This is a genomic window from Candidatus Acididesulfobacter guangdongensis (assembly GCA_004195045.1).
Classification (GTDB): Bacteria; SZUA-79; SZUA-79; order Acidulodesulfobacterales; family Acidulodesulfobacteraceae; genus Acididesulfobacter; species Acididesulfobacter guangdongensis.
Genome location: SGBC01000002.1, coordinates 102,773 through 116,474, shown reverse-complemented (window position 1 = coordinate 116,474; position 13,702 = coordinate 102,773). Strand labels below are relative to the sequence as shown.

Here is a 13,702-nt window from a genome sequence, read left to right as displayed (position 1 = left end):
TTTTTTTATATTTGCGACAAACAATTATAAAATATATCTTGCAAGATCTTCGTCTTTGACTATATCTTTTAATTTGGAATCGATATATTTTGCGTCAATAATAAATTTTTTGGCAGTTTTATACGGCGCGTCGAATGATATATCTTCCATCGCTTTTTCTAATATCGTCTGAAGCCTCCTTGCGCCGATATTTTCAGTTTTAAGATTGACTTCTTCGGCTATCTCTGCAATACGTTCTATGCCGTCTTCCGTAAAATCTAAATTTACCTTTTCGGTTTTTAAAAGCTCATGGTATTGTTTTATTAATGCATTTTTAGGCTCTTTCAAGATTCGTACAAAGTCATTTTTGCTCAATGATTCCATTTCAACGCGTATAGGAAATCTGCCCTGCAATTCAGGTATAAGGTCAGACGGTTTAGACACATGAAAAGCCCCCGCCGCTATGAATAATATATGGTCTGTTTTGACGACTCCGTATTTGGTCATTACATTTGAACCTTCTATGATAGGGAGTAAATCCCTTTGGACTCCTTCTCTCGAAATGTCAGGTCCATATGATTTTTCACGCGAAGCAATTTTATCAATTTCATCTATAAAAACCAATCCTGAATTTTCTAACTTTTCTATTGCATTTTTAATTACTTTGTCTATATCTACAAGCCTTTCGCTTTCTTCACGTATCAGTATTTCATACGCTTCGGAAACCCTGACTTTTTCAAGTTTTTTTTGCTTAGGAAACATGCCCGAAAACATTTCTTTTAAATCCTGCCCTATATCGTCAAAACCTGCCTGACCCGAAAAAACCTCTATAACCGGAAATGATTGCCTGTTAGATGATTTAACTTCCATTTCGACAGTTCTGTCGTCAAGTTTCCCTTCTCTAAACATTTTTCTGAATTTTTCTCTTGTATGCGCATGCGTGTCGGCAGGAATTTCAGCCGCATTTTTTTTGGACACCTTAGGCGGCGCAGGAACTAATAAATCCAGCAGCATCTCCTCGGCGTTTTCCTGAGCTTTTTCAATAACATTGTCCATTTCTTTTGTTTTTTCGCTCATAATAGAAATTTCCGTCAAATCTCTTATCATAGCTTCTACATCTCTGCCCATATACCCTACTTCAGTAAATTTAGAGGCTTCCACTTTAATGAAAGGAGAGTCCGAAAGTTTAGCTATTCTTCGCGCTATTTCAGTTTTGCCTACCCCGGTCGGTCCGATTAATAAAATATTTTTAGGCACTATATCATCCATTATATCTGCCGGCACGGTGTTTCTTCTAAAACGAGTCCTCAGGGCTATAGCAACAGCCCTTTTGGCTTTATCCTGACCTATAACGTATTTATTCAGTTCTTTCACTATTTCTTTAGGTGTTAAAAAATCTATTTTCCCAGCCATATTAGATTATTTTCCCTCGCCTTTAAGTTTTAAATTGTAATAATATTGTTTGATTTGCGTTTATATTGCTTCCACTATAATATTATTGTTGGTATAGATACATATCCTTGAAGCTATTTTTATTGAATATTCCGCTATTTCTTTTGCCTCCATTTCCGTATTTTCCATTAAAGCAAGGGCGCACGCCATAGCGTAAGGTCCGCCCGAACCGATAGAAAGAACATTTTCGTTTTCATCAGGTTCTATAACATCACCCGCTCCGGAGATTATAAATAAATCCTTGGCATCGGCAATGATAAGCATAGCTTCAAGCCTGCGTAAAATCTTATCGGTTCTCCAGTCCTTAGCGAGTTCAACACTTGCTCTTCTTACATTACCGTTAAATTTTGCAAGTTTTTCTTCCATCTTTTCAAAAAGAGTAAAGGCATCTGCCGTCGCACCGGCAAAACCTGTTACTACTTTGTCATCATAAAGCCTTCTGACCTTTTTTGCAGTATTTTTCATAACGGTATTGCCTAATGTAACCTGCCCGTCTCCAGCGACGGCTATATGACCGTTTCTTCTAACGCCTATTATAGTTGTACCTAAAAGTTTTGCGCTTTCATTGTTATTATTTGCCATTGTATATCAATTCTCCTTCTCGTAAATAATTTTCATTGTTAGCTATGTGTTTTTATTATTATTAGCTAAATAATAATAAATAAGTTAATAAATTAAATAAGTTAATAAAATAACCGGCTAAACCGTCATTAAATCAGACAATAAATGAATAAAATTAATGCGATGATTAATTAATCTTATATGCTAATCGATCATTAAGTAAGACAATAGACAATAAACTATTTAACCGCATGCGGATGGGATTGCTTGTAGACATCTAATAATTTCTTCAAACTCAAATGAGTATATTTTTCAGTCGTAGAAAGATTAGAATGTCCGAGCATATCCTGAATAGAACGCAAATCTGCACCGTTATCGAGCAGATGTGTAGCAAAAGAATGCCTTAAACTGTGCGGCGATATATTTTTGAATTGACCTGTTATAAGCATAGATTCACGAACTATTCTATGAACAGTTCTGCGTGTCAGATGATTTCCTTTTTTATTAATAATCAAAAATTCGCTTTTAAAATTTAAATTCGCGATATGAGCGCCTATATAGTTTTTCCATTTTTGAATTTTATTAACGGTTTGAATGGTTAAAGGTATTATTCTCTCTTTTGAACCTTTTCCTAAAACTTTGACGTAGCCTTCGTCGAGCTCTAAATCTTTATACTTTACAAAAATTATTTCACTGACTCTTAAACCGCTCCCGTAAAGAAATTCTAATATTAAATCGTTTCTCAAGATTTCAAACTCATATTTTACGCCTTTTTTTTCGAAAGATAAAGACCTGTAATTGTCTAGCAGAAATTTTGCTTCATTTACAGTTAAAAAAAAGGGTAATTTTTTTTCTATTTTCGGAAGCTCTAACAAAAAAACCGGATTTTTATCTATAACATGTCTTTTTTCAAGAAAATTAAAAAAAGCCTTTATAGATTCTATTTTTCTGGCAAGGCTTACTTTTTTAACCTTATCGTATTCTTTGCTCAAATATCCTCTTATGTCTATCTCTGCAATTTCTTTAACGTCTATGTCATCATTGCCATTATTATTATCATTATTATCATTTTCCGTTGCATTATTCGTATTTTTATTATTATCGTCGCAATAGCCGTTATTGTGCCGGCAGTCTTTCTTCCGGCTTTCGGAAACGTTTTTCAAATACATAAATAATTCCTTCATATCTGAAGAATATGCCGTTACCGTATTTATGGAATAATTTTTATCAAGCCGCAAATAATTTTCAAACTCTGCTATGTAATCCTGTTGCTTTTCCATAATTAAAGAAATTATCAAATAAAAAGCGAATAAGGGAATTCTTAGAATAAATAAAATAATTAAACAAACATAACAACAAACATGGCTGTTAAAAAACTTAAACTAAAATTATATCACAAATAATAATTAAATATCTGCAATTTTATAAATATTTATTATAAAACCAGATTTAAAAAACAGGTTTAAATTCAAAAATTTTCAATAATTTTCTAAAAAATAATCCTATACGCCAAAACAAAAGAGCCGAATAAAATGCAGTAAAATGCAAACGGATAAAGCGCATTAACCTCATATTTGTGAAAATATTTCATTAAAAACCATATGCTAAAATACGCTACAACGCCTGCAACAATACCGCTTATAACAGCTATTATATCAAAATTGGCAAGATGAAGTTTCAGCATTTTTGGAACTTCTAAAAGTCCTGCGGCAAATATAATAGGCGTAGCCAGAAGGAACGAGAACTTTGCGGCAGATTCATGTTTAAAACCCAGATATAAAGCAGCCACCATAGTTATAGCAGAACGGGATATTCCGGGAATCAGGGCGAAGGATTGAAAAAAACCTATTATAAGCGCCATATATACCGTCATATCGGCTATTTTCGCTATACCCTGTTTTCTTCTTCTTTTTTCGCCGAGGTACAAAATAATACCGTTTATTATTAGAAAAAAAGCTGCTATATCCGTAAAACCGAATAATTTCTTAAGTTTATGGACAAAAATTAAACCTAAAATACCTGCCGGAATTGTGGCTAATGCTAATAAATACAAGGTCTTGGAATCTTCATTTATGTTAATATTTCTTTCAGCCACACCTTTAAAAAAACCCTTAAACAAACTAATCCAATCTTTGTAAAAATATACTATAAGAGCCAGCGCTGTGCCGAGATGCAGAACAACTAAAAAAGGCAAAAAGCCTTCAGCCTGCCTATTTATATGCCATCCAAACAGCGTGGGTATTATTACCCCCTGAGCTAGACTTGAAATAGGAAAAAGTTCGCTGATGCCTTGAATTACGGCAAGAATAACACCCTGAAAGATAGAAAGACTAATCATATATAATTCGCATCCGTCCGTTTAAACATACCGGCTTAAACTGAAACGCCTCCATAATTAAAATTAAATTTTATATCTTGCTTATATTTTGCTTATATTTTAAAATTTATACCGGTTGAAATAATAAAGTAACAATTATAATAAAAAAAATAAAAATATACAATTTATTATAATAATATGATATATAATATATAAAAATATATAAAAAAAAATTGCAATCTGAATTTAAGCTAAGATTCAAAAATTTAAACTAAGCAAAACAAACTAAATACATATACCATAATAATTATTTAAAAAATAAAACCGCATAGCAGTATCAAAATTTATTTCTTTATAAAATTTATTAATTAATCTGGAGGGAAAATGTTTAAAAAAATTTTATGCCCGGTTGATTTTAGCGAAACCTCGCTTAATGCATCTAACAACGCAATTGAACTTGCAGAGCAGTTGAAATCCACAATTACTTTTATTCATGTTTTAGATGTAAATCTTATGCAAAATGCAGGGGATTTATCTTTCGGTTCGGTTGATATTTACGAAACATTAGCAGAAGAAGAAAAGGGGCTATTAAAGAAATTAGATGAAATCGCCGTATCTAAAGGCGTTGTAGTCAATACCGTTTTGACTCACGGCGTGCCTCAGGACGTTGTGCTTGAAAAAGCAAAAAATGAAAACTACGAATTAATAGTAATGGGAACCCACGGCAGAACAGGTCTTTCCAGAGTCCTTTTAGGCTCGGTAGCAGAATCTTTAGTGAGACATTCCTCATTGCCTGTGCTTTTATTTAGAAAACAGTAAGCCAATTTCTAATTAATAACTAACAATCCATCTCCGTCCTCACGGACGGAGTCTTTATAATATAACTTAATTAAAATGCCATAATAAATATTTTATAAAGCCGTATTCGGTTTTATAATAATTTTAAGAGAGCTTCCGGCTTCTGCGGTAAGTTTGAACCCCTGTAATATTTGTGCAAGGGGCAGTATTTCCGTAATCATATCTTTTATATTTACCCTTTTTGTTCTTATAAGTTCAAGAGCATTAATATGGTCGGCAATAGAACCTGCATAAGAGCCTATCAAACTTACTTCCGTTCTCCAGAATATTTCATTTATTGACAGAGGAAGTTTTGCGCCGTCTTCGGCGGCAGAAAAAAATAGCACCGTACCGCCTCTTCTAACGGATTTAAGCCCCTGTTCTATTGCGCTGTTTGCTCCTGCCGAAATGATTACCGTGTCTGCAAGAAATCCGCCGTTTATGTCTTTAATTGCTTCAGGAATGTTTTCTTTTGCGTTTAAAGTGTAGTCGGCGCCGAATTTCTTTGCCGCAGAAAGCCTGAAATCGTTAATATCCGTTGCTATAATAGTCGTCGCTCCTGATGCCTTCAAAAGATTTATATGCAGAAGCCCTGCCAATCCGCTTCCTATAACAGCAACCGTCTGAGCGGGTTTGACGCCTGCCAGCCTCTGTGCTCTGACACAGCATGCCAAAGGTTCGACGAAAGTTCCTTCCTCGAAACTGACTGAATCAGGCAATAAATAAAGTCCATTTTTAACGTTAATTTCGGGCAGCCTTAAATATTGGGCAAATCCGCCCGGATAAAAATTTGTGCTTCTAAGCGTATCGCAGACGGTTTGATGTCCGCTTAAACAATACTTACAGGTATTACACGGAACATGATGCGCCGCGACGACCCTGTCGCCTATTCTAAATTTCTTCACATTAGCGCCTGCTTCCGCAATAGTGCCTGAAACCTCGTGACCGAGAACCAGCGGAACTTTGTCGCGTCTGTACCATTCTATAACATCGCTTCCGCAAATGCCGGCAGCTTCAACCTTTAGCAATATTTCATCGTCATTTATTTCAGGTACCGGTTTTTCAATAATTCTTATATCGTTATTGCTATAGTAAAGCGCTTCTTTCATAGTCGCCGCCATAATTAATGCTCCCCCTTATTAACCGCCTTTTACAAGCCTGCGGATTTATCCGCAGGCGGTTAAAAGTCGTCGTCTGATTAATATTTTTTGCAATCATAATTTTAGCTGTTCTTAAAAATATTTTCAGCATTATTAATTACTACAAGAACATCCCTTTTTCTGATTATAGCCCTGTATTTCTCGGTTTTTCCTTCTACTACAAAAAGTTCATCGGTCTTTTTTCTAAAAAAATTATGCACGACAATATCAAGGGTTTCGGTTATTTTTATTTTAGGAATTTTTTTCGTTTCCATTATATCTTTAGCAACCCTTTCATCATCAGGCGTATTCATCATCATGTTTTTTATTGTAGCATATTTTATAAATCCTATAATTCTTCCGTCCGCATCAACGACCGGATGTATTGTAAAATTAGAATTAAAAAAAACTGTAATCATCTCATACAGAGTGGCTTCAGGTTTTATAGGCTTGGCAAAATTCTCATCCTTCATTATATCTTTTACGGAATATTTTTTAAGCGGTTCGATGAGATAATCCTTTGAATGCGCAGGCGAATCCATTCTATTTTTTTTCTGTTTAGAATATATACTCCTCTTTCCGCTAACAATGAAAGTAATGGCATTAACAAGCATCAGCGGAGGTAAAAGACCATAGCTTCCGGTCATTTCAGATACCATTAGAAGGGAAGAAATAGGCGTTTTGGCAACGCCGGCAAAAAAACCTCCCATCCCTATAAGAACAAACGGCGCAATATCCGACTGCAGAATAACATGAGGTAAAAGCATATGAAATATGATTCCGAATGCTCCGCCGAACATTCCTCCTATTATAAGAGAAGGGGCGTAAACACCGGCTGAACCTCCTGAACTGATAGTAAAAGACGTTGCTATAATTTTAAACAAACCTATCATAATAAGCATTACAAGGCTTATTTTTCCTAAAACGGCAAGCTGAAGCCATCCGTAACCGACACCCATAATTTCAGGAAGAAAATAAGCTATTATACCGACAAGCAGACCGCCTATCATAGGTTTAAAATGCGGTTTGATTTTTATTTTTTCAAAAAAACTATGTACGCCGTAAAAAAATCTGACATAAAACTGACCTATGAATGCAAGAGCAAAACCCATAATAGCGTAAAAAAACAGCGTCACCGGCCGCGTATATGTGAACATCGGAACAAGTACAATCGGTTTAAAACCAGCATAAAAGTACGCATAAATAGAGTAGGCAATTATTGAAGAAACTATAGCAAGCATAAGCGAGCCGCTTTCAAAGTCCATGTCGGAATACAGAACTTCGACGCCGAACATAGCTCCTGCAAGCGGAGATTTAAAGATTGCTCCTATGCCCGCTCCTATGCCGGCAACAAGCATTTTTCTTCTTTCAGGAACAGGAAGACCCAGAAATGTTGCAAGGACAGAACCAAATCCGGCGCCTATCTGCGCTACCGGTCCTTCTCTGCCTCCAGAACCTCCGGAACCTAAGGTGATTGACGAAGCTAAGGTTTTAATTATAGGCACCCTGCCTCTTATAAAGCCTTCTTTATTATGAAACGCGTCAATAGCGGCGTCTGTGCCGTGACCCTCGGCTTCAGGAGCAAAAGTATAAACTAAAAGACCTGAAAAAAGCCCGCCTACCGCAGGAATTATCAGAAACAGCCAGTGAACCAGAACAACATGGGGTGGCGCTCCAGTATGCCCCATTAACTCCGGACGGGGAGAGTAATATCCCTCGAGAGTATTTTGAAATATAAATCTGAACAATCTTATGAGAGCGTTGAAAATAATTGCTCCGACGCCGGCAACAATACCGATCATCAGTCCGAAAAAAAGCCAGCGGGAAAAATACATGAACCTGTTGTCCTGAAACTTTATCATGTATCTCTTAATATTAAGCAGCGGTCTTCTCAGGATGCCTGTAGCACCCTTTCTCTTTTTATCTGCCATACGGGAATCCTTTTTTATCGAATTGAAAATATTCTCCGCCTGCAGCTACGTTTTCAATTTTGGTCAGATTGCCGTTTCCGTCCGCTGCCCATATATTGCCTTTTTTACCTATAATTATGCCTATCGGTCTGTTTATTTTTGAGGCATACCCTAAAAATTTACCACGAGAAGAAAATTCAGAAACGCTGTTGCTGTTAAAATTTGCGATAAAAATATTCCCTTTTTCGTCAATAGCTTCTCCGTACGGATAGCTGACAGGACCGTTAATATGCTTAAGCAGTTTCCCTTCGGGCGAATATTTGGAAAGACTGCCGCCGTTTCCGTCGTTTAATATCCACAAATTGCCCTTAACTCCTAAAGCGATAGCATACGGATAGCTTACTTTTTTCTGCGCAGACCACAGGACTTTACCTGAAGACGACAGACATACTATGCTGCCTTCGTTAAAGTTAGCAGCGTAGATTAAACCGGATTTTGAAAAAACAATGGAGTAAGGATTCTGTATTCCATGCCCGAATTTATGCAGCAGTCTTCCTTTGCCGGAATAAATGCTTATGTACCCGTCAAAACCGTTCCCGTAATTTGCAACCGCAATTTTACCGTTTTTGCTTATTGCGACGGCATACGGATAATTAACGCCGGCGGATGTTTTAAAGATAATTTTTCCGAAAGGATTCAGTTCGGTAATAAAGCCTTTTGATTTTATCCCATTTTTGTTTTTATAAATTCCGTCGTTTGCTATCAAAATATTTCCGGCTTTATCTATTGCAATATCCCATGGTTTATAAATTCCTCTGCGGAAGGTTTTTATCCTGTTTCCTTCGGGATCAAATTCGGCTATTTCGCCTCTGCCTTTATCGCCTGCAATAAAAATATCACCGTTTCCGCCGACGGCTATTGCCATAGGACTGCTAACGCCTTTAAAAATTTTCACATATCCTTTTTTACTTTTTGCATGCGGAAGAATACGGATACTTGAACGAACCGGAAGATTAGAATACGTCGAGGCGTTTGGGACGGCAGAGATTTTATAATCGGCGGCTGAAGCAAAAGAATTGCTGATATTTAAACTTAAATAAAAAAAATTCAGGATTAATATAAATAATATTAAAAAGATTGTCGAAATTAATTTAAATCTCATACCTATACCGTCCCTTGTCATAAAGTCATGAAGTTTTTATGTTATTTATATTAGCATTTCAGTACCTAAAAAAAAAGTATAAAATCATGGCTGCGCATCAATAATTGCCGCCGGCTATTTTTTTCCTATAAGAAGCATCTTATCGTTTTTATCAAGAATAAAAGTTTTCCCGTCCGGATTTACTATCATTTTACCGTCTCTTTTAACTCCTACGAAAAGTTCGTCCGTCGTTTCTTTTACAAAAAGCAGCGCATCATGAAACGACTTGCCGATTATGCCGGATGGAATATTTTTTTCGATTAGACCTTCTTCAAAATCTTCGTTCATCAGCTGGCTGAAAAAATTTGACGCTCCCCTTATTTTTACGGATTTAACAAGCAATCTGCTTGAAAAAGAACCTGTTGCAAATACCTCGTTAACCCCTATTTCTTTCAGGGCTTTCGCCGTTTCTTTCTTAACGACGAGAGCAATAATATAAATGTCTTTATATTTTGTTCTTACCGTTATTGCGGATATTAAAGTCTTGGAATCGTCGTCGTCAGAAATTATACAGAGTTTAGCTTTATCTATTTTAGCTTTTTCGATATTTTTGCCTTCTGTTATATCTCCTTTGATAAAAACAAAATTAAGTGCATTTGACGGAGACTTTTCAATATCGGCAACTAAAGTTATATTGTCTTTTTCGTCTAATATATCTTCTAAAGACTGCCTTATTAAATTGCTGTATCCAAGTATAACAACATGCTTTTCTACAAAATGGCTTTCCATAGTTCCAAAAATCCTCCCGAGTCTAAACTCAAACATAATTGAAGAAAGGGTTGCTAAAAAAACACCCAGCATACCGATGCCTATCAGCATCAAACCCATTGCTATAACCCTTCCGATATTATTAGTCGGAACTACATCGCCGTAGCCGACGGTGGATGCAGTGGTTACCGCCCAGTAAAAAGCTTTAAAATATGAAATTTTTTCATAGTGGCTGAACAGAAATGCAAAAAGAAGAAGTATTGCCAGTAAAATAATTAATATTCTCAGAAGTTCGGAGCGGTGCTTCAGCGTAATAATATTAAACTTGCGGTATAAGTTGAATAATACGGTGAACATATGGCAAAATTGGTAGCCCCAACGGGATTTGAACCCGTGTTACTGCCTTGAGAGGGCAACGTCCTGACCGCTAGACTATGGGGCCTTTTATTTATTTAATTATTTTTTTTATTTATTATATTTTAATACCAATAAAAAATATGTAATTATAATAAAATGCGATAATAAATCGGTTCCAAACGATATCGCAACGATATCACATCAGGTTTTTAACCGTATAATCTATCATGATTTGCATAATTTGCAGGATTTGAATATAAGTTTATTTTTTTGGTCGCCGTAATTTTATTGCGCGTAAAAGACGCTATATACGATGTCCTATGTTTATGTTCTATTTTAATATTGTTTCTGCACGTTATAAAGCAGCCGTTGTTCATTATATGCTCTTTCTCTAACTGTCTGTTTGTTCCGGCGCAGCCTGAAAGCAGAAGCATCCCGCCGCATACAAACGCAAAAAGGGCTAATTTGTTAAATTTATTGGTCTTATACAATTTGCCGCAAATATTTTTTATATTCATTTTTTCTTATTAATTAAATTAAACATATCTAAATTTAAAATACAAAACAACCGGAGAGTTTATTTCTATTTTCAGTAAATTCCGATCCTCGTTAATTTATAATATAAGATATATACATAAAATGCAACCGGAAATTTATAATCAAAATACTTCGATAAATTACATGACAATTTGAAGCGAACCATATATCTTTTGCGTAAAAACTTTTCTAATTAAAATAAATCGGATAACTCGATAAAATTTGTTGCCATTTATTTATTTTTTTGGTATATAATAATATTATACTTAATATTAGGTATAGATATAAATCTTTAAGGTTTTTAAGAAAAAATAATTTTATTAAAATAATAAAAAATAAAATGAACGGATTTAATCTTACAACCGACAGCAACGGAGCTTCTCTGATAGAGGTTCTTATTTCGATGATAATATTAACGTTTGTCTTTATGGGTATCATGGCGCTGTCTTTAAGTTTTATAAACGGAAATGCTATGGCATCAAGAACAAATCAGGCAACTAATATTGCTCAGATGCAGGCGTCTCAGCTGCAATGTATAGACGCACAGAATCTAATAGCTGATTATCAGGCTAATATTACTAACGGTACTCCGATAACGTATGCAGTCAGCCAGACACAAAACGGAAATGTATTTAATACAGATTTTGCGAATTGCGCAATGCCTTCGTCGATAAACGGAATAAACGACGACTATACGGTAAATATATATCTTTATCCAAATCAGAATATGAATACCGTTATTAATGCTAAAATTGAAGTGTCATGGAATAAAAATGCAAATGTAATATTATTAAATTCTATTATAGTATAGGCGGGCACGACTATAGACATTAGAATGAAGGACGGTTTTATCTTTAGCATATTGTTTTATTGCTGCATAATTAAAATTTAAATCATTATTGTTTTAATTATTAAATATAAATAAATATAAAAACTATATTATGAAAAACATATCAAAAATCAATAAGAAAACTTATAAAATTAAAATGGACGGCATACCATTTCAATTTAAGCCGCTTAATAAATTGAAACCGTTTAATAAGCTCAATAATACCAATGGCGTGACCCTCATAGAACTGATAATTTCGGTTGTAATTTCTCTTCTGGTTCTTGCTGCGGCGTCATTTATACTCCTGTCACAATCTGGGGTATTCAGGTCTCAGAATTCAATATCGGCTGAACAGCAGAATCTTAACGTCGCATATAACAAACTGAAATATTCTTTCAGGCTTGCCGGTTTTGACTACGGCTCCAACTTTTTTTATGCATCTCAGGGGCAGCCGGTGTCCGGCGCAATTCCTCCGGTACAGATAGTGCCTGCGAATTATCCGGCATATCCTTTTGCAGTGCTTACTACAAATTTTTCTGTCGTCAATAATGCCGCTCCGTGTATTCTGACAGAGCAGTCAAACACAAATGCAACTGCAACAAGCGCAGAGTTTATCCTTGGTCCAAACTGCAATATATCTAATTTTCAAGCCGGTCAGCTTTTAAGTTTTCAAAATCCTACTCCGGTGCCGGGAAAATCGCTTCCATCCGGCAATATGATATTCTGTATAACAAATGTTCAGCCTGGTGTATCTGATACAATCCAGCTAAGACCGGGAAACGGCGGCGGTGTATGCCCAAATAATCCAAATCCCATACCGCCGGACGGAATAGCCAGAGGCAATGTTTCCATTCTGACACAGACTATGTTTTACTGGGGCAATACTTCGTATAATTTTAATGCTCCTTTTAACGAACCGGGCGGACTTTATGAATGTCAGATTATGCCTCCGGTGGATCTTCCGGCGCAGCCGCCTGTTTTAGCGGCATTACCCTCCTGTTATCAAGGGACTGCCATTAGACTTGATAATTACATTACAAATTTTTCCGCTATCCCTACTGCTAATCCGTGGCTGTACAATATACTGCTTCAGGGAGAAACAAATACCGTAATTTCAAATAATTCGCCGAATTACAGCGTGGATTCAAAATATAATCCAAACTCAAACAGCTCTCGCGGGTATAACATAGACGAAACTCTTAATTCTAATGTTTTTTTAAGAAATGCTTATTACGGGAGCTAAAAAAATAATCATGAAAAATTTTTCTACCGCATTTAAAAACAATGCATTAAACATAAAAAGAAAAATCACGGCAGATGAAAACGGCGTTGCTCTCATTACAGTTCTGCTTATTACGCTGATTTTAAGTCTATTAGCCGCCGTTGCCATAGAAACTACCGGAACGGATATGATTAACGCGGGACAAAATTATAAATCAGTCTACGTTTTAAATACGTCAAATGCAATGATGAACTTGGTAATAAGCGAAATTGCGACTAATATCGGAACAGATGCCGGCATAGGTGCTCCTACAAGCAATATCTATTATTATACATCGGCAAATCCGCCGGCAGGATGTTCACCGGGACCATATATCTGTACGTCAGGCTCATTTCAACAGTTAACTGCAGCAAATATCAGCACTGCAGCTTCTCAAAATTTAGGATTTCAAAATAACGAAGGAAATGCAGGTTTTGAATATACCGGTCAATACGGCAATGTCCCCGGTTACAGTTCAGCTTATATGTTTTATAAAGGAATCGTATATTCTATCGCAAATAAAAATATTAATTCCATAAAAACGATAACTACAGGTATGAACTTTGAATACGGACCTCTAAAAATGGGTTATCAGTGATAATATATCTTAATTT

Annotated in this window: 13 protein-coding genes and 1 tRNA gene; 4 read left to right on the top strand and 10 right to left on the bottom strand. The window is 35.7% G+C overall.

Annotated elements, in window-relative coordinates:
• Positions 1-24: 24 nt before the first annotated feature.
• The 4 genes from hslU to EVJ46_04665 form a co-directional block, all read right to left on the bottom strand.
• A complete protein-coding gene (hslU, locus tag EVJ46_04680; protein RZD16327.1) occupies positions 25-1,392 on the bottom strand; it encodes an ATP-dependent protease ATPase subunit HslU in 1,368 nt (455 codons plus the stop codon).
• Between the two features lie 60 nt (positions 1,393-1,452).
• On the bottom strand, positions 1,453-2,013 hold the full coding sequence (gene hslV, locus EVJ46_04675) for an ATP-dependent protease subunit HslV (protein ID RZD16326.1): 561 nt from the start codon (positions 2,011-2,013) through the stop codon (positions 1,453-1,455).
• Between the two features lie 218 nt (positions 2,014-2,231).
• Positions 2,232-3,272 (bottom strand): tyrosine recombinase XerC, encoded by a 1,041-nt coding sequence (locus EVJ46_04670; GenBank protein RZD16325.1) that lies wholly within the window; start codon positions 3,270-3,272, stop codon positions 2,232-2,234.
• 209 nt (positions 3,273-3,481) lie between these two features.
• Complete coding sequence (locus tag EVJ46_04665; GenBank protein ID RZD16324.1) at positions 3,482-4,330, bottom strand: undecaprenyl-diphosphate phosphatase; 849 nt, start codon at positions 4,328-4,330, stop codon at positions 3,482-3,484.
• Between the two features lie 363 nt (positions 4,331-4,693).
• Between EVJ46_04665 and EVJ46_04660 the strand changes: the two genes are divergently transcribed.
• Entirely contained in the window at positions 4,694-5,128 is a 435-nt protein-coding gene (locus EVJ46_04660) for a universal stress protein (GenBank protein ID RZD16323.1), read from the top strand.
• 92 nt (positions 5,129-5,220) lie between these two features.
• Here EVJ46_04660 and EVJ46_04655 read toward each other — a convergent pair whose 3' ends face one another.
• From EVJ46_04655 to EVJ46_04630, 6 genes are all read right to left on the bottom strand, one after another.
• Positions 5,221-6,255, bottom strand: coding sequence for an alcohol dehydrogenase (locus tag EVJ46_04655; GenBank protein ID RZD16640.1), 1,035 nt, complete (start codon positions 6,253-6,255; stop codon positions 5,221-5,223).
• 113 nt (positions 6,256-6,368) lie between these two features.
• Positions 6,369-8,216 (bottom strand): chloride channel protein, encoded by a 1,848-nt coding sequence (locus EVJ46_04650; GenBank protein ID RZD16322.1) that lies wholly within the window; start codon positions 8,214-8,216, stop codon positions 6,369-6,371.
• Positions 8,206-9,357 carry a hypothetical protein gene (locus EVJ46_04645; protein ID RZD16321.1) on the bottom strand — a complete coding sequence of 384 codons (1,152 nt, stop codon included), beginning with the start codon at positions 9,355-9,357 and terminating at the stop codon, positions 8,206-8,208. Before EVJ46_04645 ends, EVJ46_04650 begins: the two co-directional genes overlap by 11 nt.
• A gap of 114 nt (positions 9,358-9,471) precedes the next feature.
• The gene (locus EVJ46_04640) at positions 9,472-10,461 is read right to left on the bottom strand and encodes a potassium channel protein (GenBank protein ID RZD16320.1); all 990 of its coding nucleotides are present in this window, start codon (positions 10,459-10,461) and stop codon (positions 9,472-9,474) included.
• Positions 10,462-10,471: 10 nt separating this feature from the next.
• Positions 10,472-10,546, bottom strand: a tRNA-Glu gene (locus EVJ46_04635).
• A 124-nt stretch (positions 10,547-10,670) separates the two neighbouring features.
• The gene (locus EVJ46_04630) at positions 10,671-10,979 is read right to left on the bottom strand and encodes a hypothetical protein (protein RZD16319.1); all 309 of its coding nucleotides are present in this window, start codon (positions 10,977-10,979) and stop codon (positions 10,671-10,673) included.
• A 359-nt stretch (positions 10,980-11,338) separates the two neighbouring features.
• Here EVJ46_04630 and EVJ46_04625 point away from each other — a divergent pair, with 359 nt between their 5' ends.
• The 3 genes from EVJ46_04625 (at position 11,339) to EVJ46_04615 (ending at position 13,686) form a co-directional block, all read left to right on the top strand.
• The gene (locus EVJ46_04625) at positions 11,339-11,809 is read left to right on the top strand and encodes a hypothetical protein (protein ID RZD16318.1); all 471 of its coding nucleotides are present in this window, start codon (positions 11,339-11,341) and stop codon (positions 11,807-11,809) included.
• A 130-nt stretch (positions 11,810-11,939) separates the two neighbouring features.
• The gene (locus tag EVJ46_04620; protein RZD16317.1) at positions 11,940-13,070 is read left to right on the top strand and encodes a hypothetical protein; all 1,131 of its coding nucleotides are present in this window, start codon (positions 11,940-11,942) and stop codon (positions 13,068-13,070) included.
• A 10-nt stretch (positions 13,071-13,080) separates the two neighbouring features.
• The gene (locus EVJ46_04615; GenBank protein ID RZD16316.1) at positions 13,081-13,686 is read left to right on the top strand and encodes a hypothetical protein; all 606 of its coding nucleotides are present in this window, start codon (positions 13,081-13,083) and stop codon (positions 13,684-13,686) included.
• Positions 13,687-13,702 lie beyond the last annotated feature (16 nt).